This window comes from Neokomagataea thailandica NBRC 106555, assembly GCF_001598495.1.
GTDB classification, from domain to species: Bacteria; Pseudomonadota; Alphaproteobacteria; order Acetobacterales; family Acetobacteraceae; genus Gluconobacter; species Gluconobacter thailandicus_A.
The window spans coordinates 1-26,571 of record NZ_BCZB01000005.1; the positions used below are offsets into that span (position 1 = coordinate 1).

The window sequence follows — 26,571 nt, forward strand, 5'->3', positions numbered from 1 at the left end:
GCACCGGGGCCTTTGCGCCCGCAGGCAGAGAGGCTGGTGAGTAAGACGAGTCCACAAAGTAGACCACGGCAGATGGAAAGAGGGCCGGTACGCATCACGGAGAAGAAGGCCTTTCGTGTTTCTGGCGTTTTTTCTCGCATTTTCAGGTGGGTTTCATCAAGGGCAGGGGGTGACAAAACTGTCAAGATCAGGCTGATGGGGCGTGAGAAAGGAATGCTTATGTGTCGTTCAGGACGGCTGGTCCTTTATGTTGGCCCGATGTTTTCAGGTAAATCAGCGCATTTGATTGCTGCTGCGCATGCTGCACCATGCCCGTTGGAGAAGGTGCTCGTTCTGAAACCAGCCTTTGATACGCGGAGTGGTGCTGAAATTGCCAGCCGCAATGGTCTGTCTTTGGCGGCACGCTCGGTAGCATCATGGCCGCAGGATATCGAAGAGTATGAGGCTATTGTGTTGGATGAGGCGCAGTTCATGGTGTCTCCTCATTATGAAGGAGATATTGTGGAGGAACTTCTGGCGGCTCGTGCGTGTGGGATGACAGTTATTGTTGGTGGGTTGAATACGGATTATCGGAAAGAAGATTTCCCAATCGTCGCAGCCTTGGCGAAGCATGCGGATGAAGTGCATGCCTTGGCCGCTTGGTGCCATATTTGTGGTGACACGGCCCGTTGGACGGCTAAGATCCGTGATACTGGCCAGCTCTTAGAAACGGGCGATAGTGAGTTGTACCAAGCGTTGTGTGAAGCGCACTGGCATCTGCCAGAATAAACGGAAGGTAAAAAATATGTTTCTGAGAGACGGTGAGGTTCTACTCAGAAACATATCGTGTGCATTATTGCTGCCCGCCGCCGCCAACACCTAAAAGGTGGATCTTAAAGATGAGTGGGCTATTGGGTGGGATGATGCCGGGGTGGCGTGGGCCGTAAGCCAGTTTGGGCGGCAGGTACAGCATCCATTCGTCACCGACATGCATCATAGGCAGGGCTTCAATCCAGCCTTGGACCAAGCCATCAAGCGGCATTTCTGAGTAAGCGCCGTTATTATGCATATCGGAGCTGTCAAAAATGCCGCCATCAGGTAGGCGACCTTCGTATATCACCATGACCATAGAGCCGCGATGCGGGCTATCACCGTCCTTCGGGCCGGAGCGCAGCACTTTATAGGCTAGGCCGTCCGGGAGTTTTTGTACGCCCGGTTTAGCGTAGACTTGCTGCATGAATTGCTCTGGCGTTAAGGCTGGGCCCTCATCAACATCATCATGATGGGCACAGCCGCCGAGGGCGGATATGCCCAGAGCAAGCAGAAGAGGCGCGAAGAGCGAGCGTGTAGCGCGGATCATGGTGTGGTCCTTGCGTCGTCTCAGAGAGCGCCACCACGGCGGCCGATTTGACCACCAAGGCGGAGGCGCAGAGCGTTAAGCTTGATGAAGCCGAGTGCGTCTTGTTGGTTGTAAGCGCCTTCGTCATCTTCAAATGTCACGACGCGTGCATCATACAGGCTGTTCGGGCTTTCACGGCCGACGCAGACGACATTGCCCTTGTAGAGTTTCATGCGGACACGGCCAGTGACGGAATGCTGGCTGGTGTCGATGAGGGCTTGCAGCATGCGGCGCTCTGGGGAGAACCAGAAGCCGTTATAGATCAGCTCTGCATAGCGCGGCATGATGCTGTCTTTAAGGTGAGCGGCTTCACGGTCCAGCGTGATGCTTTCGATCGCGCGGTGAGCTGCGAGCAGGATTGTACCGCCCGGTGTTTCGTAAATACCGCGTGACTTCATGCCGACAAAACGGTTTTCGACGATGTCTAGGCGACCAATACCATTGTCACGGCCGAGTTCATTCAGGCGTGTGAGAATGGTTGCTGGCGTCATTTCTACGCCGTTAATGGCAGTTGCATCACCATGAACGAAGTCGATCGTGATTTCAGTGGGCTTGTCTGGTGCTGCTTCAGGGGAGATGGTGCGCTGGAACACGATCTCATCCGGTGCGACGGCCGGGTCTTCGAGAAGTTTACCTTCGGAAGAGGAATGCAGCAGGTTGGCATCAACGGAGAATGGTGCTTCGCCGCGCTTGTCTTTGGTGACGGGGATTTGGTTTTCTTCGGCGAAAGACAGCAGCTTAGTGCGAGATGTCAGATCCCATTCGCGCCAAGGGGAAATGACCTTTACGTCTGGTTTCAGGGCGTAATAGCCGAGCTCAAAACGGACTTGGTCATTGCCCTTGCCAGTTGCACCATGGGCTACGGCGTCAGCACCAACGGCTTCAGCAATCTCGATCTGGCGCTGTGCGATGAGCGGACGTGCGATGGACGTGCCGAGCAGATATTGGCCTTCATAGACCGTATTGGCGCGGAACATTGGGAACACGTAGTCTTTGACGAAGGTTTCGCGAAGGTCTTCGACGAAGATTTCCTTGACGCCGAACATTTCGGCCTTTTTGCGGGCTGGTTCCAGCTCTTCGCCTTGGCCGAGATCGGCCGTAAAGGTCACGACTTCACAATTATAAGTCTTCTGCAGCCAGCGCAGGATGACGGAGGTGTCCAGTCCGCCGGAATAGGCGAGTACGACTTTCTTGACGTCCTGGTGGGCAGTCATCGTGGCGTGGTCCTTATGGTGTTGATACAGTCAGGCTTTGTCTTCTAGCACTGCTTTTCCAATAGGGGAACTGCTTTGCGGGTATTGTGCTGGGGTATCGCGTTTGTTAGGGGGAGGAGTAGAGCATACGGTGACACGGTAATATTCTCCTCGCCGTAACGACCTGCCAAGGCGTGCTATGTAGGGTTCCCAGGAGGCCCTACTCGTATGTTCTACGCCGTTCTTTGAGCGGGGCCTAGTGAGGCTGGCGCTCCCTCAACGACGGGTTGAGGGAGGTTATGTTTTCAAAAAACAGAGTGTGTGTCGGGGCGTTTAGTGGTTGCTGCGCAAGCGCTCGCTTTCCGTTTTGAGCTGCCCGCAGGCTGCGAGGATGTCTTGCCCGCGTGGTGTGCGGATGGGGGATGAGAAGCCTGCATCCATCACAATTTTTGCAAAGCTGTTGAGGCGGTTGCGGGTGGAGGGTTGGAATTCAGATCCGGGCCATGGGTTGAACGGTATGAGGTTCACTTTGGCGGGCAGATCTTTGATGAGTCGTACGAGTTCGCGGGCATCGGCGTCGCTGTCATTGACGTCACGCAGCATGATGTATTCGAAGGTGATACGCCGTGAGTTAGATGCCGCTGGGTAGCGGCGGCAAGCCGCGATGAGCTCTTCGATCGGATATTTGCGGTTGAGCGGTACGATTTGGTCGCGCAATTCATTGGTGACAGCGTGAAGTGAGATGGCGAGGTTAATGCCCAATTCATCACCGCACTGATCCATCATTGGGACAACGCCAGATGTGGAGAGTGTAATGCGGCGGCGGGAGAGAGCGATGCCTTCACCATCCATGATGATTTTCATGGCTTTGGCGATATTGTCGTAATTATACAGTGGCTCGCCCATGCCCATCAGGACAATGGTGGAAAGGTGGCGTGGCATATCGGCGCTGGGGCTCGGCCATTCTTTATAGCTATCGCGGGCCGCCATGAATTGGCCGACAATTTCGGCCGGGCCTAAATTACGGACGAGTTTTTGTGTGCCTGTGTGGCAGAAGGTGCAGGAGAGGGTGCAGCCGACCTGTGAGGAAATGCAGACAGCGCCGCGATCTTCTTTGCGGTCTGGAATATAAACTGTTTCGGCCTCTTGCCCGTCGCGGAAGCGAAAGAGAAATTTGCGCGTTGAATCGACGGAGGTTTGCTCGGTTGCTGTGGTGGGGCGGCCGACGATGAAATGTTCCGCCAGCTTGGCTTGCAGGGGTTTGGCGATGGTGCTCATCTGCGTGAAGTCGGTGACGCCTTGGTGATAAATCCAGTGCCAGACCTGCTTTGCCCGGAATGCTTTTTCACCGATATCGGTCATTACGGCTGCGAGTTCTTCGCGCGATAAGCCGACAAGGTCCCGGCGGCCATCAGCGAGGCGCGCTTCAGGGGGAGCGAACATGGCTGATTTCGCACGGATGCGGTCACGTTCGGCATCATTAAGGGCATCTGCTGCGGTTGAGTTAATGCGCGGCAGGGTATCTGGATGAATTAAGGTGGTCATGGTGAGGGAGCCATAGCATGGGCGGGGGGGCTTTTTGCAAAAGAAAAGTGTGTATGCGTTTATTAATTCGTGTGTGTTGGAGGTGAGGGTTTTCGTGGCGAGAGGAGTGGGGGCTGATTTGGGGGGAGATATTTATACTAATATTTTGTTTTCGTAGGTTTTTTGAAGGCTTCCCAGCATGCTAATAGAGCGCCGCTCATGGCAAGGGCCAGGCTGGTGCCTAGGCACCAGCAGACAAGAGCAAAGCCAATATTTTTTTCGTGCTCAATATGGAGGGCGAGGCTTGTAAAAAGTGCTGGCCAAGCAGCGTAGCGCAGTAAGAGGCATTGTTTTTTGTGTAATCGTAATATCTTTTCTCCACGGTATGAGGCAGAGGAGAAAAGAAAAGAGGTTATAATGTCAGAAAGTATTTCAATCATGATGAGCGTACACTTTTATAAATAAAAACATATGTGATAAAAAATAATAATGAGACGCATGATGTGGAGAAGTTAATTATATTATCTAAATTATTTCCAATTATTATAGAAATAAAAGATATGCAGCCGATGAGAGAGAGTATTTTTTTAGATTGAGTGGTTTCCATGAAAAAGCAAAGAGCCATAAAAAGAAACAGCGATAAAAAGACCGTATCAATTTCCATATCTGAGCGTGACAGTGTGAATAGAGTATGAGGGTGGAGTGGGATTAAACGGTTTGCGACAAAAAATAGTGCAAACGAAATGGGCAGGCCGATGAGGATTGCGATGTTCAATCGTTCAACCACCTTAAAAGAAAAACTGTCTTTTTGGGTGCGTTTTTTACGGATAACCCAGAGATGAAGGCCGCTTGCTGTCGCTAATGCAAGTAATATGCCAGAGAAAAAATAGAACCAGCGCGTTAAAAAATTAGAAAACCGGGCGATATGTAAGCCATATATTAGAGAAAAAGCGCGAACAATCGGACGTTTTTCTTGTTGTTCGAGAATGATTTGGCCGTTATTTCCGCTAAAGCGTAACGTGTGAGTGTCGTAGCCAATATGCTGTCCATTGCCACTTTTGATGATCACGATGCTGGCTGAGTCATTGGGATTATAAATTAAAACTTGTGCGATACCATCAGGGCCAAAACGTTTTTCGGCTTCTTGGAGCATGGGGACAATTGGTGCGAGGGGAGCTTTGTGATGTTTTGGTGGTAATGGCTTTGTAACGGGGTCAAGATCCGCATAATATTTCATTATGTTATGTGGATAAACAGTCAGAAGGCTTGCGGGTAATATTTGGGCCCAAAGTGTGACGGCCCCTGAAAATGCGATGATAAAGTGGAATGGAAGTGCCACAACACTCGTTATATTATGGAAGTCGAGCCAGCTTCTCTGGCCTTTGTAAAATCGTAGCGTGAAAAAATCGGCGAATATTCTTTTGTGAATGATAACGCCGGTTATGAGCGCTAAGACAATCGCAAGACCGCAGGATGCAGATATAAGGCGCCCAAAAGGGTGTGGCAGCTGTAGTTCAAAATGGAAACGGTAGAAGAAATCTCCTCCCATTGTGTCTCGGATTGTATCGGGGGAGCCCGTCATGGGGTCTAGGGCGCGCTCTACGTAGCGTGTGCCGTTAAAATAGAGTGCTTCAATATAAGGGGCACGTTTTTCTGTAATGGTTAAATACCATGCGGGGGCAGAGGCCGCATGGGTTTGCAGCCAAGCAATGCCTGCTTCTGTGGCGTGCAGAGGGTCTGACTTTATGTCCGTTAATTCTGGGCGCATCCATTGGCTAATCTCGGGACGGAACACGGCGAGAGAGCCTGAGAGTGCAATCGCGAAGACAAACCACCCAATGAGGAAGCCGCCCCATTCATGGAGGCGTGCCATGGCGGACCGAAAATCGTTCATTATAAACGCCACCCCAAAAGAAATGCGGCAATAAGTAAAAGGGTCATGGGGGCAAGGCCGCGTTTGAGGAGTTGGGGGATGTCACGCGTGAGGCCGAACCCTGCTATGGTGGTGCACGGCCATGCAATGAATCCCGCAAACATTCCGCTGAGTGCGCGCTGTGGCCCATCTAGAGGAAGTAATGCAGCGCAGATTGCAGCGATCCCGGTTGCCACCACGTATCCCATGATGGCAGCCAAGGCGGCGTGCAAGATGCGGCGGTGTGTGGCTTTACCAGCTATAGCCAACACTCGCTTGTGCATTGCGGCGCTCACCATACCAGCACCAGTCAGAATAGCAGCTTGCGACAAAGTGTTTGTCAAACAAGTTGCGGACACTGGCTGAGAGGTTCCAGCCTTTGAGGGCAGGTGTTGCCCGGCCGAGGTCATAACGGGCGGAGGCGTCAAACACGGTATAATTGGGGACGTTGACGTCGCCATAGTTGCTGGAGACACCACCATATGTTCCCATCATATGGCGTATGCCGAAGCCAAGGCCTGCCCCGGAGAGGTAGCCTTGGGGGATGCTGTAAAAGGCAAAGAGGGAGGCATTGCCACGGCTTGATTGCACGAGGGGTTTGCCTGTGCTGTCATCATGGACATGTTGTGAGCTGAATGAAGCATCCAGCATGATGCCTTTGTACATGTCTGCATGGGCTTCGAGTTCAAAGCCGTCGGAATGTACTTTGCCGCTTTGTGTGTTGTAGCCGAGGTTTCCTACAGGTACGAGCACATTGGTCTGCTCGATATGGAAGCCAGTAGCCGTGAGTAAGACGGGGGTGCCGGGGATCTGGTATTTCGCGCCGCCTTCGAGTTGTTTGCCGAGTGATGGATCTGCTTGTCGGGCTGTACTGCCAGATTGTACGAGGCCGCTTTGTGGCTCGAAGGATGTCGAATACGAGATATATGGCGAAAGCCCGAAGTCAAAATGATACAGGGCGGATGCGCGCCAAGTGATTTGCTGAGGGTTTTGTTCTGCGCGTGTGCCTGAGGCGTAGGCAGTGCTGTGGTACCAGTCATTGCGGATGGCGCCGGTGAGGAAGAGATGCCGACCAACTGTGATTTGGTCTTGGCCGTACACACCGTATTGTTGTGGTTTGGTCAGGTAATCATAGCGCGCTGTGATGGTCGGTATAGTTTGGTGGTAATTGGGGTGTAGGACATCCAAATCTGGTGCGGCACCGAAGCCTACGGTCTCGGTTGCTTGGCTTTGTTGGTAGTCAAAGCCAGTCATGATGTCATGATGGAGTGCGCCGGTGGCGAGGTGGCCGTGCAATTGGTTGTCAAATGCGAGGTTTTGGAGGCGCTCACGCGAGTAGATGGCCCCGCGACTGAGTAAGGTTGGTGAGCTGTAGGTGCCGGTACCGTAAACGCTTTCGTATAATGTACGCACGTTGTCGTAACGACCGCGGGATGTGAAGCTCCACGCATCATTAATGCGTTGTGTGAAAATATAAGTGAGTGCGCCTTGGTAGCGCTTGAACTGCTCATATCCGAGATCACCATCGTAGAAGCTCCGCGGTAGGTACCCGAAAGAGGCTCGTTTCATGGTGCCGAGGTATGGTTGTGATCCATAGGATGAGTTGTTTGGATCGTATTGGTAGTTCCCAAGTAGCGTCAAGGTTGTGGGGCCATTGCCGCCAATCATGACGGCGGGACTGATGGAGAAGCGCTTACTTGCCGTTTCGGATAATTGGCTGTGTTGACCATTGGCTGTGCCATAAATGCGGTAGCGCACAGTACCATCTGCGTTGGCGTAGCCGCCCTGATCTGCGTCGATGCGCCAGAGGTCGAAGCTTCCCCCGGTGGCGTTGAGGCTGCCGTAATTGCGCTGGTCCAATGGAAGTTTGCTAGAGAGTGCAACGAGGCCACCGGGGCTTGATTGGCCATAAAGTGCGGAGGATGGTCCTTTGAGGACTTCAACACGTTCCAAGCGGGACGTGTCGGTTTGTGCGGTGGCGAATCCTGTTGGGCTTGATTGCAGTTTTAGGCCGTCGAGGAATGTTGGCACGGTGAAGCCGCGTAGGGCGAACATGTCGTAACGGGTGACAGAGCCGCCGCGTTGGTCTGGCGTGACACCTGCGATGTAGCGAATAGCTTGGTTGAGGTTCAAAACGCCTCGGATGTCCATTTCATTGCGGGTAATGACGCTGACGGACTGGGCGGTATTGACAATTGGGGTGTCAGATTTTGTTGCGGAGGCGGCTACGGTTGCGGGTTTGCGGCCATGTACAACAAGCTTTTCAACTGCGGGTTGTTGTGTGCTGGTTGAGGACGTTGCGTTTTGTGCGTGTGCGGTTGTTGTGTGTAGGCTTAGGGCAGCAACGCCGGTGAGGGCAATTTGTCTGTAACTCAGGCGGTTGAGCATGGTGGTAGGTCCAATTTCATACGAATTTGGCCCCTAATACCTTTAATGATAATTATTCGCAATTAGAAAATGATACTTTTGGGGGTGAGAGAGGAAAAATATAAAATTTATTTGATTGTTATTTCGTAATTATTTTGCCTGTGAAATTTGACGGATAGCACGGAGTGCTATGCTAGTTTTCCGTAGTACGGCGAGCGGCGATGAGGAATTCGACATTGCCTTCAGGTCCGGTGATGGGGCTTCGTTCAATGCCAATGACGGTCCACCCGAGCTGAGCATTGAACCATTCTTGAATTTCGGAGCAGACACGTTCATGCACGAGGGGGTCACGCACGACGCCTTTAGCACCAACTTCTGCGCGGCCGGCTTCAAACTGTGGTTTGATGAGGGCAATGGCCCATGCGTCCTCAGTTGTTAAGGCGAGAGCCGCAGGGAGAACGGTTTTTAGGCTGATAAAACTGGCATCGCAGACAACAACCCCAATAGGGTCAGGGATGTGTTCAGCCGTTAGTGCGCGGGCGTTGGTTTTTTCCATGACGATGACGCGTTCATCGGAACGGATTTTCCACGCGAGTTGTCCGTGGCCGACGTCAACGGCGTACACTTTTTGTGCGCCATTGGTCAGCAGCACATCGGTAAAGCCGCCTGTGGATGCGCCGACATCAACGGCGATGCGTCCCTCAGGGTTGAAGCCAAAATGTTCAATGCCGTGGATGAGTTTAAGGCCGCCGCGGGAGACCCAAGGGTGGTCCTGCCCTTTGAGGGACAGGGGAGCATCCTCGGGGAGTTGGTCCCCAGCTTTGGCGATGCGTCGATCACCTGAATAGGCCAGCCCAGCCATAATGAGGGCTTGAGCGCGGGTCCGGCTTTCAACCAGACCGCGGTCTACGAGGAGTTGATCGACGCGTCGTTTTGCCATGATTAAGCAGTTTTCTCAGCACTATTGACGTTTTTGAGTGCCGAAAGAGCGCTCTTGACGATGTGTGGTGCGGTGAGGCCCGCTTCTTCGTACTGAGCCTCTGGTGTGTTGTGATCGATGTACTTGTCAGGGAAAGCCATGGGGCGGAACTTCACCTGATCGAGCAGGCCGGTCTCTGCCAGATGTTGCACGACCAAGCTGCTGAAGCCGCCAATGGCGCCTTCTTCCAAGGTGATGAAAACATCATGGCGCTTTGCCAGTGTTTCGACCAGATCGGTGTCGATTGGCTTTGCAAAGCGTGCATCTGCAACCGTGACGGACAGACCTTGTGCGGCAAGTTCATCAGCAGCGCGTAGAGATTCGTTCAGGCGTGGGCCGAGGGAGAGAATGGCAACGCCAGATTTGCTATCTGGGGTGTGTGTGCTCTCACGTACGATGCGGCCTTTACCGATGGGTAGGACCTCACCCGTCTCGGGCAGGTCCAGACCTTCACCGCTACCGCGTGGGTAGCGGAAGGCAATCGGGCCGTCATCATATTCGCAAGCTGTTGCGGTGGCGTGTAGCAACTCGACTTCATCAGATGGCGCCATAACGACCATATTGGGCAGGCAGCACAGGTAGTTCAGGTCAAAAGAACCGGCATGTGTTGCGCCATCCGCTCCGACGAGGCCTGCGCGGTCAATAGCGAAGCGAACTGGGAGGTTTTGTAGTGCGACGTCATGCACGACCTGATCATAGGCGCGTTGCAAGAAGGTTGAATAAATGGCGCAGATTGGGCGCAAGCCTTCGCTGGCGATACCAGCAGCAAAGGTCACGGCATGCTGCTCTGCAATGCCGACGTCAAAGAAGCGGTCTGGGTGCTTTTTAGCAAAGGCGTTGAGGCCGGTACCGGAGGGCATGGCAGCGGTGACGGTGATCAGGCGATCATCGGTTTCCGCACGGCGCATAAGCTCACGGCTAAAGATAGAGGTGTAGCTTGGTGGGCCTGCTGGGGCCTTGCTTTGCTCACCCGTGGCGACGTTGAACTTGCTGACGGCGTGGTATTTATCACCAGCGGATTCGGCGGGTTTGTAGCCGTGGCCTTTTTCCGTTTGGATGTGCAGCAGGATGGGGCCTTGGTCATCCGCATCGCGCAGGTTGCGCAGGATGGGCACCAGTTGGTTCATGTCGTGCCCGTTGACGGGGCCGATGTAGTAAAAGCCGAGCTCCTCGAACAGGGTGCCGCCGGTGATGATGCCCCGTGCGTATTCTTCGGCGCGCTTGGCGGTGCGCTCAATCTTGTTTGGCAGGCGTTTTGCAAATTTGCCAGCCAGATCACGTAGGTTGAAGAACTGACGGGACGTCAGAAGGCGTGACAGGTAGTTGGACATGGAGCCGACGGGCGGTGCAATCGACATCTCATTGTCGTTCAATACGACGATGAGGCGGTTTGCACCGGGGCCAGCAACAGCGGCGTTGTTCATGGCTTCATACGCCATGCCAGCCGAAATGGAGCCATCACCGATCACGGCGATGACGTTGCGCTCGTTATAGCTGGGGTCTTCTTCCGCACGCAGGTGGTGCGCTACGGCCATGCCGAGGCCGGCTGAGATAGAGGTCGAGGAGTGCGCTGCGCCGAATGGGTCGTATTCGCTTTCTGCGCGGCGTGTGAAGCCGGAGAGGCCGTGTGGCTTACGCAGGGTGCGGATGCGGTCGCGGCGGCCGGTCAGGATTTTATGGGGGTAGGCTTGATGGCCGACATCCCAGATGATCCGGTCATCCGGTGTATTGAAGACGGAGTGCAGGGCGACGGTGAGTTCAACCACGCCGAGCGACGCGCCCAGGTGACCGCCTGTTGTGGAGACTGCGTCAACCGTCTCGGAGCGGAGTTCGTCTGCGAGTTGACGGAGTTGGTCAACGGACAGGTTGCGCATGTCGGACGGGAGGTTAACGCGATCAAGGATCGGGTAACGGCCGAAGGTCGGTGGTGTTGTTTTTGTATCGTTCATGAACTCAGCTCCTGCGCTCGACGACGTAATCCGCCAAGGCCCGGAGAGCCTCTGCCTGTGCGCCAAAAGATGAAAGGGCCTCTCGTGCTTCATCGCTCAGGCGGCGTGCTTCTGCACGTGCGCCGTCAATGCCAAGCAGAGAGACGTAAGTTGATTTGCCGCTTGCTTCGTCCTTGCCAGCCGTTTTGCCGAGTTCTTCTGCGCTGGCGGTTGCGTCCAGCACATCATCGGCGACTTGGAAGGCTGTGCCGAGGCGTAGGCCATAGGTGACGATGGCGTCACGGCGTTTATCTGTGATGCCTGCCAAGATGGCGCCGGCTTCGGCTGCGTAGCGGATCAGAGCGCCCGTTTTGAGCGCGTGCAAGCGGCGGACCTGATCCAGTGGCAGGGCGCGGCCCTCACCACGAATATCGATGACTTGACCGCCGACCATGCCAGCCGCGCCAGATGCGCGTGCGAGAGCCAATGTCAGTTCTGCGCGGATGGTGGCATCGGCGCTGGTCTCAGGCTCTACCAGAACTTCAAAAGCGCGTGTTTGGAGCGCATCACCGGCAAGAATGGCGATGGCTTCATCAAACTGACGGTGCGTTGAAGGGCGGCCACGGCGCAGATCATCATCATCCATGGACGGGAGGTCATCATGGACGAGAGAATAGGCGTGGAGGAACTCGACGGAGGCTGCTACGCGCAGCGCGGCTTGATGGTCGGCACCGAAGAGGGAGGCGACTTCTACAGCCAGAAAGCCGCGCAGACGCTTGCCACCGCCGAGGGCTGCGTAGCGCATGGCTTCCAGCAGGACGGATTCATCGCCGGGGACCATGGGCAGCAGGGTATCGATGGTGCTTTCGATTTCTGTGCAGGCTTGGGCGAGAGCAGATTTTAGGGATGTATTGTTAGAGGTGCTCATTGGCCAATCTCGTGGTTGTCGGCCAGCGCTTCAGTGCCGGTCGTGCCGTTATTTTTCTGGACAATTGCGCGTACGCGCATTTCCGCTTCACCGAGTTTAGAATCACAATGGCGGCGCAGCTCCGAGCCGCGCTCGTAAGCAGCGATTGCGTCTTCGAGCTTAAGTTGGCCGCCTTCCAGACCGCGCACGATGCGTTCCAGTTCGGAGAGGGCATCTTCAAACGATAGGGTGGTGACGGGGGCGGACATGGTAACTCCCAAGACGTGCTCAAGGGCGGAAGTGGATGAAGGTAGCGAGGGATTACCGTTTGTGGACGGTTTTTGCCAGCCCCACAGCGATTTTGATGGGGTTTTGTTGCAAGAAGGTCAGCCTTGAGAAGGATCTTCACGTTTCCGGATGACAAAGGAGAACTTTCCGCTGCTTTCAGAGAACGCGACGAGGGCGTGTCCTGTTTCACGACAAAATGCCTGAAAATCAGCGACGGAGGCTGGATCTGTGGCCAGAACGCGTAAGCGTGTTCCGGCTGGAAGAGTCTTAAGCGCACGGTTCGCTTTGAGAACGGGCATGGGGCAATTAAGGCCGCATACATCCAACAGGGGCTCACTCGGGGGAGTACTCATGATTGCCTTTATGCTTTGTTCTGCCGGGAAGGCCAAGATGCGAATTTGATTGTGGTTTCGTGCATTTTTGTCTAGTGTTATGGCTTAATGCCACAAAGCGCTCCTCCGGGGGCGCTTTTTTTTTGGACTGGAGGGGCCATGGCAGAGATGGGGGCGATGATGCTGGAGCGTGATGAGGGGGGTGAAGGGCGTGCTTATACGTTGCGTATGCTGGAAGATCGGGTGCTGCGGCTGGAGACTGTGGCAAGTGGTTTGTCGGATCGGCATGAGCAATTACGTGTGGAGACGCGGCAGGAAATTTCGTTTTTACGAGATCAAATGAAAAATCTGGAGACCAAGATGGAGGAAGGTCACAGACTTGTGAATGAAAAATTAGACCGATTAATTGGAGGGCGTGCGGTTTTGACAGGGCTGGTTACGTTAATCACGTCTATTTTGGGGACGGGTGTGGTTCATTTTGCCTTTTCTTTGGGGACGCGATGAGCATGTTGAGTGGTGTCAATTTAACGCAGCTGAAGCAATGTATCATTGAGCCTAGCCTTGCGGATTTAGGGCTGGGTGGGGATGTCGCGGTGAATTTATTGGCGGGTACGGCTTTGGTGGAGAGCCGTGGTGCGTATTTAAAGCAGGTTGGTGGCGGGCCGGCGTTGGGTTTGTGGCAGATGGAGCCTGCAACGCATGATGACTGTTGGAATAATTATTTACGGTATTCGGGAGCGCGGCATTACGCGGTTATTCTCGAAGGCATGTTGGCGCAAGATCAGCCGAGATGTCAGCAATTAGTGAGTAATTTGCGGTATGCTTGTGCGATGGCGCGTACTCGTTATTTTCGTGCGCGTGATGCGTTGCCGAGTGTGAGTGACCCGCAGGCGCTGAGTCGGTACCATAAAGTATGGTATAACACATGCCTTGGGGCGGCAGATGCGCAAGCGAATGTAGCGTTGTTCCAAGCGGCTATTAAAGCTTGAGGGTATAAGAGCGATGTCGGGGATTGGTTTTGCATCACGCTCCCGACATCGCCACGCCTCTATAAAACAATTATTGTGACCAGATCATGGCAGTCCCACGAGAGGGAGTGTGCGTGTGATGGGGGAGCCTTGGAATGTCGCTGGGCCAGTATGGCTCAGGGCAAGGCCGCGATGGAGCCAGAATGTCCCGCCTATTGCGTTCCAGCGATGACAAAAGGTGAAGTCTTCTGAGAGATAGGTGCCGTTATCGGGAGAGATAAGGCAGTCAAACAGTGCGTAGGCATCGTTTTGGTGGTGTTGTGGCCCATGTGGGTTATGGGTGTGTTGTGCGTCTATGCGTGTGTAGCGTGTTTCTGGGTAGGCTTTGATCATATCGAGCAGCATGGTGCGTGTGAGCAGCATAAAGCCGGTGCCGACGTAGGAAACGGGAGTGATGGTTTCCGGTGGAGCAGTTGGGCTGTCATACAGTGCGGCGCAATCTCCAACGTAGCGAAGGCTGGCGGTGTGTGGATGTTCGCCCGCGCGTAAAAAACGTTCGGTGTTGTGGTCCCAGTAATGAGATTTGAGCGGATAAGCTCCGCCGATTGCGTCTTTTTCGGCTTTAAGAAGGGCTACGATATCGTTGATTGTAAAGCCGATATCACTGTCAATGAAAAGAAGGTGTGTGGCGTCACTCGCAGTGAGGAATTGGTGCAACAGAGTATTACGTGCACGGGTGATGAGGGCGTCACTTCCTAATGTGGAGAGAGTAAAAGACACATTGTGCTGAGCGGCTTTGGCCATGCAATCAAAGACGGATTGCATATATGTTTGGCTTACATTTCCACCGAAGCAGGGTGTGGCGATGAAGATATGGGGGCTGGTGCTCATAAGGATGAGTATGCCCCCAATACTTTTAAAAAGGCGTTAAAGGCCGGGTATTTTAACCGCCAATATGAGATTGTAAGATCATATAAAAGACGAAGGCGGCATCGAGGCCAAGCACGATGGGGGTGAGGCGTTTGAACTCACGCTGGGCGAGGGCAATGCCGGTATAGAGCAGCAGGCCGCATGTTAGGCTGAGCATAAAATTGCCAGTGATAGCGGCAATGAGCAGCATGATCATGGGGGGCAGGCCTTTGGCGGGCTCTGTCGGGAGTTGATTGAGGGCGCCAAGCATACTGAGGCCAACCAGGATTAAGACGGGGGCTGTGGCTATGGCGGGAATGGCGGTGATAATGGGCCAGAAGAATGAGGCCAAGCCGAATAAAACGGCTACGATGAGCGCGCAGAGGCCTGTACGGCCACCAGCTTCTACCCCGGCGAGGCTTTCGACATAGGCCGAAACGGTGCATGTGCCGAGCCCTGCGCCGATAATACTGGCGGCGCCATCGGACGCGAAGGCGCGGTGGTCGAGGCTATTATTCCCATTTTCGTGGGTGAGGCCTGCGCGTTGTGCGACACTCATGAGGGTGGCGGTTGCGTCAAAGAAATCGCTGATCAGGAAGTAGAGTGTGATGGGTAATAAAAGGGCGATTTTGTTCCAAAAATCATGAAAATCGAAGGGAAGGAACATTTGGCTTGGGTAGTGGGGCCAGTCCATCATATGGGTGGGTAAGTGCGTAATAGGGCCGTGCTTATCTTTTATGATGAGGCCGAGTGCCGTCAACACGATAATGCCGATGAGCAAGCCCGCAGGAACACGCAAGACGGTGAGAAGGGCGCAGAGTAGGACGCCAAAGAGGCAGAGCAGAACGGATGGGTCTGAGAGAGAGCCGAAGCTTAACCCTTCAGGGCCGGGCGCCGCGATGCCACCGCTCGTGAGGCCGATGCGGGCGATAAATGCGCCGAGTGCGATTTGGATGCCGAGAACAATGCTGGGCGGGAAGCCTTGAATAATGCGCTGTCGGACGCGGCTGACAGAGAGAGCTGTGAAGCATAGGCCACTCATCAGCACGACGGTGAACGCTGTGCTGGGACGCACATGGGCTTGCTGAACGATGATTTGTGCGAAGAGAACGTTACTGCTCATGGCGGGGGCAAGGGCAATTGGCAAGCGCGCCCATAGTGCCATGAGAAGTGTGCCGGCGATGGCGCCCGCAATGGTGGTCATGACCATATCGTGCCGGTCTAGACCTGCTCCGGAGAGGATCATGGGGTTTACGGCGACGATATAGGCCATAGCCCCAAAGATGGTTAGGCCCGCGATGATCTCACGCGGAATGGTGGAACCACGGGCCGAGATATGGAACCAACGGTCAAGGAAAGAGAACAACGGTCGGGCACTCCGGCGGAATAATGCGTTTGGGGCATTATAGGGCAAAGAGTTCTGACCGCTATAGATGGTGCTCTTTAGAAACGTTAAGAGTGATGTTTATGCCTCATGTGCTGTGCATGTTTTGGCGCTGGGCTTGTGGTGGTGCCGGGTGCAATGCCTGCTGCTGGGTGATTATCTGCTTTTGAGAGGGCTTGTTCACAGGCTGAGCCTTCACCGACACCGAACTGAATGGTGGGTAGGAGTGCTGCGGGTGGGAAGAGGATGCCAAGGCCGATGGTGGCAGCAACGCGGCCTACCAGTTCTGCACCGGGCAGAACGGTGGGGGAAGCAATGGGGCCGCTGATATGAATTGCGCCGGGCAGGGATAAGATTTGTGGGTGCACGGCGCGCGTGGTCATGGCGTAATCTAGGGTATCATTGCGGAAATTGATGCTGCCATTGCCGGTGGTGCGGGTGGTGCCTGTTTGTAAGAGCAGGGAGCGTGTTTTCAAAATGCCATTTTCAAGCGGCATATCGGCGACGAGACAATCTAATTTTGAACGATCAGGGATGCCGAGAGCGGAGAGGACGGCGGCGCCAAGTTTGAGGCCGAGTAGGTCTGGTAAGAGGGCGGTGATGTTGCCCCCTCGGTCGAGAACAAGTGTGATGCCGCCGTTGCCATTGGCGACGAGGGTGGCGACGGAGTTGCCTGTGGAGGTGAGAGTGACGTGCCCGCCTATGGTGCCCTGACCTTGGAACATGCTTGAGGGTTTCATGATGCGTGAGAGTGGTAAGCGTGAGACGTCAAGCTGCACGTGTGTATGGAATTGTTGTGCTGTTGCGGGGTCAAGTTTGGCGGCGGCGCTGATATGGCCGGTAGCGGTGGCAAAGGTGAGGTGGTCGAGTGTGATCGCGCCATTATGCACCGTGAAGGCCGTATCAATATTGTCCAAGGGCCAGTTTTTATTTTCGATATGGTTGCCGTGATATGTGAGCAAGGCATTGGCAGCGTTAAGTTTTGGAACGTCAATTTTATCCGTAGGAAGGATTGCCGTGCTGTTTTTAGGGGCGGGCGGAGCGGTGCCGGTTTTGGCACCGATAAAGCCGCCGAGATCCGCTAGATCTACGTTGCGTGAGTGTAAATGGGATTCAACGTAAATGGGTTTTTGGTGCGGGTCGACATGGATGTCCCCGCCGATATCGGATGAACCCATGCGGCCTTCAAACTGCTCAAAGCGAATGGACGACTGAGAATATCCGAGGTTCCCGGTGACGTTATAGGCCGGTGTGTGTGGAATGGGGACACCGGTGAGTGCGTATAAGAGTGCCATATCTGGCCCTGCGAAATGAAGGGCCAGATGTGTGCCCTTGAAGGCTGTTGGGTCATCAACGGTGCCGCGTAGGGTGATGTAAGTAGGCCCGTTTTCGAGTTTGCCATCAATGGGGTAGGGCGTGGTGTGGCTTGCGAGAGAGAGGAGTGCACCGCCGACGAGGTGGCCGGTGATGGGGGCGCTTGCGTAGCGGCCGTTGAGATCCAGAGTGATGGAACCCGGTGTTTTGCCGTCAGGTTCTGTCGTGTGGATGCGGAGGTGCATATCGGTTTTGAGTTTGGCGAGTGCAATGCGGATATCGGCGTGATGAATAGTGATTTCGTTAAAATGGGGTAGCGCGGTTGTGGGGGAGGCCGAAGGGGATGTGCGTTGGGATGGGCTACTCTTGAAGCTGTAGTTATTTTGGCCATTCATGAGGGAGACGATGTCTCCTTGTGGGGTATCGACACGTATGACGGGAATGAAAAGACCCTGTTTGGTGAGGTAACGCCAGATATCGAATTTAACGGTTAATGACTGTGCGGAAGCAAAGTCTTGTTTTTCATGCTCGAAGCCTTCTGGTTGCCCGATATGGAGGTCTTCTACAGTCACGCTGGTTTTAAGGCCGGGGGAGACATGGAGATGGGCGATGTGGACGGGGCGGTGTAGGGTGGTGGTTGCTGTACGGTTAACGAACGGAACGAACCAGTCCCACTGCCAGAATGCAGCGAGCAATAGTATGCCGCCCACCAAGCTTGCGGCGCTATAGGCGATTATTTTACGGAGGGGCCGTCGTTTGTGTGGGGCGTGAGGTGAGTTCGATGAACTTGTCATACGTACCTGCTCCGTGCAGCATTTTTTAGTAAACAATAAGAGTAGATGTTTAACGCAGAATAGTGCGGAGAGATGCGCAGGTTGGGTGCTCTCCATGGAAGGTTAGGTGGGCATTGTGGTTAGAAAGAGTGCGTCGGCATGTGATTTTTTACATGAAGTGCGTGTCGTGTTGAGCATCAGTTTTTTTTCACATTTTAATATGCAGGATAGAGACGGTTATCGTGCATTTTTAATGGCTCATCCACGGGGCGCTGCTGATTGTCACGCCGGGCATGGATTTTGCTCGTAAAGCCGCCGCGTGATCGACCCAAAGCCTCTGAATGAGCCTCCCTTTTGCCCCCGTGGTCTGGGAGTGGGCGCGGGCCACAGTACTGTCGACCATATGCTGCCAATGATTGGTCAGTCCCAGATTTACAAGGGGCTGTAAAAGAGCATTCAGACACCCTGTTCAGCCCAACGCCGGAACCGGACATCAACCGAGTTCCACTTGCTGTAGCGATCATGCAGGTCCCGCCAGGGGCAACCTGTGCGAAAAATATGTAGCATACCATTGAGAAACCGGCGGTTGTCTCCGGACGGTCGGGCCCAACGTCTACGCTCAGAAGGCAGAAGAGGACCAATAATCGCCCACTCCTGATCCGTCAGATCTCCTCGTGCCATGCCCGCTCCACCATACGGCCCTCATTGAGGGCGTCAGTGAAACAGAACGCACGTAGATCGTATAGACCTTTTGTCAACGTGACCTAATCTGATCCGTTTTGGCACATGATATGAGCCTTTTTTTGGGGGGCGCTAGAATTAGAGTGGCCACCCTGTAGAACATGATGGCTATGTGTTGGAGGGTGCAAAGCTGGGTTGGCGCGTTTTGGTAGAACCTGTGTCCCCAGGGGTACCGAAAGCGTATTTGTCACTTGGCCACATGGCAGGTGCCCGAAAGTTTTGGCGCTTTTTGCCCATTCTGAGCAGCAGATTTCTTAGTGTAAAGGCATGATGCTGGCGGGGATGAGGCCGGGAAATGCTTGTGACAGGCGATTGGCCTCTATGGTGGGGAGGAGTGCTATGGCGCAGCCTAATGCGCTGGCATCTGTAATATCTTGCTGTGCAATGCCATGCAGGAGTGCTGCGAGGGTGTGCCCATGTGCTGTGAGTTCATGATAGGCTGTGAGGCGTTGTGTGTGCTCGATCGATGGTTGAACTTTACTCAGGCTTTGCTCTGCGATGGGGAATGTGACGGGTGTTTGGGTGACAGGGGATGTGATTTGCCGTGCCCGTGTATCAATAGAGAGTGGGATATATGCAAGGAGCGACGCGACGCCGTTAAGAGAGAGGAACGCTTGGTTATTTGGACGTTCCGTCGTGAGAATGGCGGGGGCAATGCCGGTATGGGGCGAAGGTTTTTCTACTGAAAGAATCAGGGGAATGTGCCGGTCATGCGCCAAGCGTTCTTTAGGAACGGCTTGGAGTTCGTTCGTCGTGGTATTGAGCACGAGGCGTGATGTATCGCCGATGACGAAATGCTGTACTGCGATAGGCGGGGCTGTTTCTTGCGGTAGAGCGACGCTCAGACGTTCTGTAAGGTCTGTGGGGTCATTGGTGGTGGCCTGTGTGAGGCGGTAGTGCAGTTCTGCTAGTCGGGCTTGATCAATAGCGGCATGAATGGCGCGTGTACGCGGCAGAAGATGCTGTCCTGCAAGCCATTCGTGGGTATTTTGGTTAAAATGTTCCCACGCGGCGTCGTGTTCATTTGTAGGAGCGGGAGTGTTCATGCGCTTGCAAAAAGTGTCACGGTCCCCGCAGGCAAAATGCAGGATGCGACCATGCGCCCAGTTTGGTGGGGTATGGGGGGTGGAGAATGGGTCTGGGAGTGCCGCGTGTTTGTTAGGCCCTATGAAGCGGCGTGTAATGCGGTGGTCTGGGAAGTCTTCTGAAGCATGGCGTGTGAAGCGTTCAATGGGCGAAAATGGTGCGTGAACATGGTGGCCATTGGAGCCGAAAATACACCAATTAAGTGCTGGGGGAGAGAGGGGATGGCTTAAGAATTCTTCAACGGATGAAGCGTGTTCGAGGTGTAGAAACTCATCAACTGCGAGACATAAAAGCCAATCAAACTTGCTTTCAGCGTCTGTGATGACGGTACGTTCGAATTTCTGGCGGCGTTGTGCCGGAGAGGCCAAGCTACGATCAGATGTATGGATGCGAATATCATGGAAAGCCGCGGCGCTTTCGAGCAGGGTGCTCGTGCCATCTGTTGAGTGATCGTCACAGACGATGAGAGTAGAAAAACCGATGGCCGCATGGTGAGCGAGCCACCATCCTAAAGTTTCGAGGTCATTGTGAACAAACAGGATGGCGGCTGTGCGGAGCATAGTGGGCGTTAGTCCATCTTTAGGGCTGCGAGGAAAGCGCTTTGGGGAATTTCGACTTTGCCAAACTGACGCATACGCTTTTTACCTTCTTTTTGTTTGTCGAGCAATTTGCGCTTACGTGAAATATCACCACCATAACATTTCGCGGTTACATCCTTAGACAGAGCGCCGATGGTTTCACGGGCAATGACTTTGGAGCCAATCGCGGCTTGAATGGCGATTTTGAAGAGTTGTTTGGGGATCAAGTCTTTCAGTTTAGTACAGATGGAGCGGCCACGTGATTCCGCGACCGTACGGTGTGCAACGAAGGCGAGCGCGTCGACCGGTTCATGGTTGACCAGAATAGAGATACGCACGAGGTCGCTCTCTTCGTAGTTATCAACCTGATAATCGAAGGATGCATAGCCTCGCGTGAGGGATTTGAGGCGGTCATAGAAGTCAAACACCACTTCGTTGAGTGGTAGGCGATAGACGGCCATGGCGCGGTTGCCGACATAGGTGAGATCAAGCTGGATGCCGCGACGTTCTGAGCAAAGTGTAAGCACGGCGCCGAGATATTCATCTTGCACCAAGATGGTGGCTTTGATCCACGGCTCTTCAATTTTAGCAATCTGCGTGGTGTCTGGCATGTCCGCCGGGTTATGCAACTCGACTTCTTCACCATTGGCCAGCGTCATTTTGTATACAACGGACGGTGCAGTCGCGATGAGGTCGAGGTTGAACTCACGTGACAGACGCTCTTGGATGATTTCCAAGTGCAGCAGCCCAAGGAAGCCACAGCGGAAACCAAAGCCGAGGGCGGCGGAGCTTTCGGCTTCAAAGTGGAAAGAGGCGTCGTTCAGGCGCAGTTTGCCCAAGCTCTCACGCAATTTGTCAAAGTCGTCAGCATCAATAGGGAAGAGGCCACACCATACAACGGGGATGGAAGGCTTAAAGCCTGCTAGAGCTTTTTCGGCGGGACGGCGGTCGAGAGTGACGGTATCACCAACGGCTACGTCTGCAACGGTTTTGATCGCGGCGTTAATGTAGCCCATCTCGCCTGGGCCGAGCTCTGCGACGTTGGTCATTTTCGGTAAGAAAACACCGACCTGATCAACGTGATATGTGGAACCAGCCTGCATCATGCGGATGCGGTCGCCCTTGCGGACTGTACCATTCATGACGCGGATCAGGATGATAACGCCGAGGTAAGGGTCGTACCAGCTATCCACCAGAAGGGCTTGAAGGGGCGCATCACGGTCGCCTTGTGGGGCGGGGAGGCGCTGCACCAGCGCTTCCAGTACGCCTTCAATGTTGATGCCAGTTTTGGCGCTGATTTCTACGGCGTCATCAGCTGGAATACCGACGACTTCTTCAATCTGTGCGCGCACGCGCTCCGGCTCTGCAGCGGGGAGGTCAATTTTGTTAAGGACAGGGACGATTTCGTGGTTGGCGTCAATGGCTTGATACACATTGGCGAGTGTTTGCGCTTCTACGCCTTGTGAGGCATCGACCACCAAGAGGGAGCCTTCACATGCGGCGAGGGAACGGCTGACCTCATACGCGAAGTCCACATGGCCCGGGGTGTCCATCAGGTTTAGTGTGTACATTTTGCCGTCTTTGGCCGGGTAGGTCAGGCGGACGGTCTGCGCCTTAATGGTAATGCCGCGTTCTTGCTCCAGCTCCATCGAATCGAGGACCTGTGCTTTCATTTCGCGCTCGGTTAGGGCGCCACACGCTTGGATGAGGCGGTCAGCCAGCGTGGATTTCCCGTGGTCGATATGCGCGATGATGGAGAAATTGCGGATCAGGGAGAGAGGGGTGTCGGTCATGCGCTCATACATAGAACAGAACGGGCCGGGAGGAAATCTCAACCTTGCATAACTTCGTCAGGAAATCTGCGTCTAAGGCGTGTGGTGTCTTGTTCGCTCTGTTGTGTGTTGGGGGCGGGCAATACGTGCACGCGGCATGAGCTGTGATGCCATGATATGCGTTGCTGCGCATCATGGGCCTTGAGATGTATTGTTGCGATGGTGGGGAGCGGTAAGCGCAAAGGCGTAGAATCGGGGTTGTGATGGTGCGTGGACGGTGGAGGGCCGCCTGAGAAGGGAAGAGCCTGAGAAGGGAGAGTGGTAAAGGGCGGAACCGCAGGGGAGTGGGTTCCGCCGTATTTTTTAACGATCTGTAAGACGGAACTCGATGCGGCGGTTGCGCGCGTAGGCGGCTGTTGTGTCTGCTGAGTCGAGTGGTTGGTAGTCTGAGAACCCTGTTGCGGCGAGATGGTGTGGGTCTACGCCTTCATTGATCAGGAGTTTCACGACGGTGATGGCGCGTTCTGAGGAAAGCTCCCAGTTGCTTGGGAAAGCGCTGTGAATGGGCTGGCGGTCTGCGTGACCATCGACGCGCAGAATCCAGGGGAGATCCGTCGGGATCGTTGAGGCGACTTGCTTAAAAGTATGTGCAAGGGTTGTGATTTCTTTTCGTCCTGCGGGGGTGAGGTCTGCACTACCCTGAGGGAAAAGAATTTCAGACTGGAAGACAAAGCGGTCTCCCACAACGTTGACGCCTTTTTGGTCTTTCAGCAAATCACGCAGGCGACCAAAGAACTCGGAGCGGTAGCGTTTGAGCTGATTGACTTTATCGGCCAAAGCAATGTTGAGACGGTTCCCGAGGTCTTTAATCTGGTCGTCTTTGCTGGTGCTGTTCTTTTTTTCTAAATCCAGCGCATTACTGATCGCTTGTAGCTGGCGTGTTAGCTCATCAATCTGCGTTTGAAGGTCTGAAATTTTACTCGTTTGTGTTTTAGCGTTGGTATCGGCGTTGGTCAGTGCTTGCTCACGGTCATGTAACTGCCCAGTCAGGGTGGCCAGTTGTGCAGACAAAGCGGTGAGTTGTGCCTCATTATGCTGTTTATCGGCACCAAGGCTTGCCACCGTTGCGTTGAGCGTGTGGTTTTTATCTTCCGTCATGGCAAGCATGTGGGAGAGTTCGGCGAGTTGCTTTTGTAAAGCATCAAGCGTGTGTTCGCGCCGTGTCAGAGAGACGGACAGAAATTGCTGTCCGACGACAAAGACAAGGAGCACGAAAGTGACAACCATGAGCAGTGTGGACAAGGCGTCCACATAGCCGGGCCATGCATCTAAAGCGTTATGGGATCCGCGTCTGCGCCGGGCCATGGGGTTAGTCCTGTCGTGCGCTGTTATGGGCGCTGTTGCCGGACGAAGCGGCGATCGTGCGGGCGAGGACGCGTAGGTCGTTGCGCAATTCGCCTGTTGTTTGCATGCGGCCCTGCTTCAGGTCATCGCTGAGGCGTGCAAGTTGTCCTTCGATCCGTTCTAGCGGTGCATTTTGTGTGTTGCCCTGCAGGTTGCGGAGATAAGTAATAAGCTCCGACTGGGTTTCGGCCGTGCGGGTCATGATTTGTTGGTTGGCGCGGAGGAGTTCTGTCATGCCGCGCAGGCGTTCTTGGAGGCCATCCAGTAGTTCGACTTCACGAACGCGCCCTTCTTCGCCACGTGAAACGGCATTTTGCAGTGTTTCGAGGTTCTCGGCTGTTTGTTCGAGGAGTGCTTGGACATAGGCCGGGATTGGTGCGCCATCGGTATCAACTGCTGCGCTGCCACCACCAACACGGGTTAGGCCAGCAAGCCATTCTTCCAATTCATTAAAGAAGCGTGATTGTGCTTGGCCTGCTGTGAGATCAAGGAAGCCGAGGATGAGGGCGCCAGCGAGGCCAAACATAGAGCCGGAAAATGCTGTGGACATGCCTGCGAGTGGTGCGGCGAGGCCTGTTTTGAGCTGGTTAAACATGGCATCAAGATCGCCGCTGCCAGCAGACATGCCAGAGATGACGGATGCAATGGAACTGACGGTGAGCAGCAAGCCATAGAACGTACCGAGCAAGCCGAGGAAAATGAGTAGCTGCGTCATGTAGCGCGAAATTTCGCGGCTCTCATCAAGGCGTGCTGAGAGGCTATCGAGCATCGCTTGTGTGGTTTGTGTGGAAAGGCTGAGTTTGTCGCTGCGGCCACGAGATGCCAGCATGCTTGCCATAGGGGCAAGGAGGCGTGGTGGGTTGGGAGCCGTAAGGCCAGCGCGTGATTGGCGCAGCATGTCCACCCAACTGACCTCGGGCATGAGGCGTTGAACGACGCGCAGATTCCACAGAATACCGAGAATTAAGACGCCGAGAATAACGGAATCAAGTTTTGGGTTTGCAGCAAAGGCATGGGTCAATGTGGGTGCCATGGAGGCGGCAAGTGCGATGACCGCAAGCAAGAAAACGCCCATGCGCAGTAAAAATGTGGTGGGTCGTGTCACGGGGTAGGAGTCCTTGATTCGGACGCGTTTTGGTCCGGGGTTGAATGGGGTTCTGTTAAAATGTCCAGACGATCAGCCGGTGCTGTGTCTGTTTGTGCCGGGCGGCCGAGAGCGCGAGGGTAAATGCGCGTTGTGGCGACACCATGGCTAACGAGAAGAGAGCGCACAGCGAGGGCGCGTGCAAGAGCGATGCGTCGCGGCATTGAAATATCATCACCGGGAAGGGTCGCGTAGCTCATGAGGATGACCCGTTTGTCTGGGGCAGTCTTCAAATGTTCAGCAAGGTTTGTGATGGCGGCGATGGTGTCAGCGTTGAGGTCGGCGCTGTTGGTGCCGAAGAGAACGCGGAGAGTGCCATCTGAAAGGGGCGCTGCTGAACTGCTCGCCTTTGGTACTGCAATGACGGGGTCTGCGGCGACGGGAGGGTGTAGAGGGACATCACCGAAGGGAGGTGGCAAAATGACTGGCGGTGGTGGAGCCGTTGGAACGCTCGGCAGGGCTGAGCGAGTTTGGCTGGTATGTTGTGATGGAGGGGCGGAATGAGCGCCTTGAGAGCCAGATGCCGCTGCCGCATTGACGTGATGCACCGGGGTATGTGGCGCATGTGCGGTGGGGGGGGGCGTACTCTGCCCTTGCGGCAGGTTGTCAAGATTGGCCGCAACTTGTGCGTTGGCACAATGCGGGGAAAGAACGGCCAGTGCGGCCGTAACGGCGAGGGAGGTTAGGATCGGCCTTTTCATGCGGGGCCAATCCTAACCGAGCCTATGGGGTGGCGGCAATGGTACAACGCACGTGAACCGTGCGTTTGATGCGTGACGTGCTGATATCTCCGCGTCGTTATTCGCCACCCTCTAGGGAAGATGCTTACGCGTCGTCCCGTGTCAGTGCTTCATGCACCAGTTCTTTGAGGGGGGCGTGCATGTTTGCGTTGCCAGCAACGACGATGACGTCATCCGGCAGGTCATTCAGGTCAATACCGTCTGGGCCGGTGGCGTGACCGCCAGCTTCACGCACGATGAGAAGGCCCGCAGCGCAGTCCCACGGCTTGATGCCGAATTCCCAGTATCCTTCGTAACGGCCAGCCGCGACCCACGCGAGGTCCAGTGCTGCGGCGCCGAAGCGACGTACACCAGCAACCTTTGGCATCAATGCGGACAGTACACGTGCGAAAGCCAAGCGGTTTGGACCGCTGACTTTCGCGAATGGGATACCTGTTGCGAAGAGAGCTTCGTTCAGGTTGCGGCGTGCAGAAACGCGGATGCGGCGCTCGTTCAAGAACGCGCCTACGCCCTTTTCGGCCCAGAACATTTCGTTAGCAACGGGGTTATACACCACGCCTGCTACGAGTTCGACAGAGCCGTCAGGATGGCGGCGTTGTAGGCCGATAGAAATCGCCCAGTGCGGGATGCCGTGCAGGAAGTTGGACGTGCCATCGAGTGGGTCAACAACCCAGCGCCATGTCCAGTTGTCACCACCGGAGGCACCGCTTTCTTCCATCAGGAAGGCGTAACCCGGGCGAGCACGGGTCAGCTCTTCACGGATAATGTTTTCGGCGCGCATGTCAGCTTGAGAGACGAAGTCTCCCGGACCTTTAATGCTGACCTGAAGTTGTTCAACTTCAGAAAAGTCACGCAGGAGGTGACGGGATGCCTTGTGAGCCGCATTTTGCATCACGGCCATATGCGCAGATAAACGCATTGTCTTTGAACTCCTTAAGTTCGGTCAGGCG

25 protein-coding genes are annotated in these 26,571 nt (G+C 54.6%); 3 read left to right on the forward strand and 22 right to left on the reverse strand.

Annotated elements, in window-relative coordinates; genetic code table 11:
* Positions 1-219: 219 nt before the first annotated feature.
* Positions 220-768 carry a thymidine kinase gene (locus NTH01S_RS02790; protein ID WP_068169230.1) on the forward strand — a complete coding sequence of 183 codons (549 nt, stop codon included), beginning with the start codon at positions 220-222 and terminating at the stop codon, positions 766-768.
* A 64-nt stretch (positions 769-832) separates the two neighbouring features.
* Here the strand turns inward: NTH01S_RS02790 and NTH01S_RS02795 are convergent, their stop codons facing one another.
* The 12 genes from NTH01S_RS02795 to NTH01S_RS02850 form a co-directional block, all read right to left on the reverse strand.
* Complete coding sequence (locus NTH01S_RS02795) at positions 833-1,339, reverse strand: FKBP-type peptidyl-prolyl cis-trans isomerase (protein ID WP_068169129.1); 507 nt, start codon at positions 1,337-1,339, stop codon at positions 833-835.
* 20 nt (positions 1,340-1,359) lie between these two features.
* Positions 1,360-2,592, reverse strand: a complete 1,233-nt coding sequence (locus NTH01S_RS02800) for an argininosuccinate synthase (RefSeq protein ID WP_068169132.1) — start codon at positions 2,590-2,592, stop codon at positions 1,360-1,362.
* Between the two features lie 312 nt (positions 2,593-2,904).
* Positions 2,905-4,116, reverse strand: coding sequence for a 23S rRNA (adenine(2503)-C(2))-methyltransferase RlmN (gene rlmN, locus NTH01S_RS02805; protein ID WP_068169134.1), 1,212 nt, complete (start codon positions 4,114-4,116; stop codon positions 2,905-2,907).
* A 137-nt stretch (positions 4,117-4,253) separates the two neighbouring features.
* Complete coding sequence (locus NTH01S_RS02810; RefSeq protein ID WP_068169138.1) at positions 4,254-4,535, reverse strand: hypothetical protein; 282 nt, start codon at positions 4,533-4,535, stop codon at positions 4,254-4,256.
* Positions 4,532-5,989, reverse strand: a complete 1,458-nt coding sequence (locus tag NTH01S_RS02815; protein ID WP_068169140.1) for a PepSY-associated TM helix domain-containing protein — start codon at positions 5,987-5,989, stop codon at positions 4,532-4,534. The genes NTH01S_RS02810 and NTH01S_RS02815 overlap by 4 nt, the downstream gene beginning before the upstream one ends.
* A complete protein-coding gene (locus NTH01S_RS02820; RefSeq protein ID WP_157070840.1) occupies positions 5,989-6,291 on the reverse strand; it encodes a hypothetical protein in 303 nt (100 codons plus the stop codon). Before NTH01S_RS02820 ends, NTH01S_RS02815 begins: the two co-directional genes overlap by 1 nt.
* Complete coding sequence (locus NTH01S_RS02825; protein ID WP_068169145.1) at positions 6,260-8,395, reverse strand: TonB-dependent siderophore receptor; 2,136 nt, start codon at positions 8,393-8,395, stop codon at positions 6,260-6,262. The genes NTH01S_RS02820 and NTH01S_RS02825 overlap by 32 nt, the downstream gene beginning before the upstream one ends.
* A gap of 172 nt (positions 8,396-8,567) precedes the next feature.
* Positions 8,568-9,314: a TlyA family RNA methyltransferase gene (locus tag NTH01S_RS02830; RefSeq protein WP_068169148.1), complete on the reverse strand. Its 747-nt coding sequence runs from the start codon at positions 9,312-9,314 to the stop codon at positions 8,568-8,570.
* Between the two features lie 2 nt (positions 9,315-9,316).
* Complete coding sequence (gene dxs, locus NTH01S_RS02835) at positions 9,317-11,302, reverse strand: 1-deoxy-D-xylulose-5-phosphate synthase (protein WP_068169151.1); 1,986 nt, start codon at positions 11,300-11,302, stop codon at positions 9,317-9,319.
* A 4-nt stretch (positions 11,303-11,306) separates the two neighbouring features.
* A complete protein-coding gene (locus NTH01S_RS02840; protein ID WP_068169154.1) occupies positions 11,307-12,209 on the reverse strand; it encodes a polyprenyl synthetase family protein in 903 nt (300 codons plus the stop codon).
* On the reverse strand, positions 12,206-12,457 hold the full coding sequence (locus tag NTH01S_RS02845; protein WP_068169158.1) for an exodeoxyribonuclease VII small subunit: 252 nt from the start codon (positions 12,455-12,457) through the stop codon (positions 12,206-12,208). Before NTH01S_RS02845 ends, NTH01S_RS02840 begins: the two co-directional genes overlap by 4 nt.
* Positions 12,458-12,574: 117 nt before the next feature.
* Complete coding sequence (locus NTH01S_RS02850) at positions 12,575-12,829, reverse strand: sulfurtransferase TusA family protein (protein ID WP_068169161.1); 255 nt, start codon at positions 12,827-12,829, stop codon at positions 12,575-12,577.
* Between the two features lie 138 nt (positions 12,830-12,967).
* Between NTH01S_RS02850 and NTH01S_RS02855 the strand changes: the two genes are divergently transcribed.
* Both NTH01S_RS02855 and NTH01S_RS02860 read left to right on the forward strand, forming a co-directional pair.
* Positions 12,968-13,312: a hypothetical protein gene (locus tag NTH01S_RS02855; protein ID WP_068169164.1), complete on the forward strand. Its 345-nt coding sequence runs from the start codon at positions 12,968-12,970 to the stop codon at positions 13,310-13,312.
* Positions 13,313-13,317: 5 nt separating this feature from the next.
* Positions 13,318-13,797 carry a hypothetical protein gene (locus NTH01S_RS02860; RefSeq protein ID WP_068169233.1) on the forward strand — a complete coding sequence of 160 codons (480 nt, stop codon included), beginning with the start codon at positions 13,318-13,320 and terminating at the stop codon, positions 13,795-13,797.
* 84 nt (positions 13,798-13,881) lie between these two features.
* On the opposite strand, the gene NTH01S_RS02865 is transcribed toward NTH01S_RS02860, so the two are convergent.
* From NTH01S_RS02865 to NTH01S_RS02905, 10 genes are all read right to left on the reverse strand, one after another.
* Positions 13,882-14,667: a hypothetical protein gene (locus tag NTH01S_RS02865; protein ID WP_068169182.1), complete on the reverse strand. Its 786-nt coding sequence runs from the start codon at positions 14,665-14,667 to the stop codon at positions 13,882-13,884.
* 52 nt (positions 14,668-14,719) lie between these two features.
* Positions 14,720-16,051: an NCS2 family permease gene (locus NTH01S_RS02870; protein ID WP_068169184.1), complete on the reverse strand. Its 1,332-nt coding sequence runs from the start codon at positions 16,049-16,051 to the stop codon at positions 14,720-14,722.
* 86 nt (positions 16,052-16,137) lie between these two features.
* Positions 16,138-18,177, reverse strand: a complete 2,040-nt coding sequence (locus tag NTH01S_RS02875) for an AsmA family protein (protein WP_084366902.1) — start codon at positions 18,175-18,177, stop codon at positions 16,138-16,140.
* Positions 18,178-18,612: 435 nt separating this feature from the next.
* Positions 18,613-18,837, reverse strand: coding sequence for a transposase (locus NTH01S_RS11980; protein ID WP_218015968.1), 225 nt, complete (start codon positions 18,835-18,837; stop codon positions 18,613-18,615).
* Between the two features lie 314 nt (positions 18,838-19,151).
* On the reverse strand, positions 19,152-20,543 hold the full coding sequence (locus tag NTH01S_RS02880; protein ID WP_068169188.1) for a glycosyltransferase family 2 protein: 1,392 nt from the start codon (positions 20,541-20,543) through the stop codon (positions 19,152-19,154).
* A gap of 8 nt (positions 20,544-20,551) precedes the next feature.
* Complete coding sequence (gene lepA / locus NTH01S_RS02885) at positions 20,552-22,354, reverse strand: translation elongation factor 4 (RefSeq protein ID WP_068169235.1); 1,803 nt, start codon at positions 22,352-22,354, stop codon at positions 20,552-20,554.
* Positions 22,355-22,696: 342 nt separating this feature from the next.
* Positions 22,697-23,698: a peptidoglycan -binding protein gene (locus NTH01S_RS02890; RefSeq protein WP_068169191.1), complete on the reverse strand. Its 1,002-nt coding sequence runs from the start codon at positions 23,696-23,698 to the stop codon at positions 22,697-22,699.
* Positions 23,699-23,702: 4 nt separating this feature from the next.
* The gene (locus tag NTH01S_RS02895) at positions 23,703-24,842 is read right to left on the reverse strand and encodes a flagellar motor protein MotA (RefSeq protein WP_068169194.1); all 1,140 of its coding nucleotides are present in this window, start codon (positions 24,840-24,842) and stop codon (positions 23,703-23,705) included.
* Positions 24,839-25,582, reverse strand: coding sequence for an OmpA family protein (locus tag NTH01S_RS02900; protein WP_068169196.1), 744 nt, complete (start codon positions 25,580-25,582; stop codon positions 24,839-24,841). The genes NTH01S_RS02895 and NTH01S_RS02900 overlap by 4 nt, the downstream gene beginning before the upstream one ends.
* 124 nt (positions 25,583-25,706) lie before the next feature.
* Positions 25,707-26,540 (reverse strand): inositol monophosphatase family protein, encoded by an 834-nt coding sequence (locus NTH01S_RS02905; protein ID WP_068169198.1) that lies wholly within the window; start codon positions 26,538-26,540, stop codon positions 25,707-25,709.
* Between the last annotated feature and the right edge of the window lie 31 nt (positions 26,541-26,571).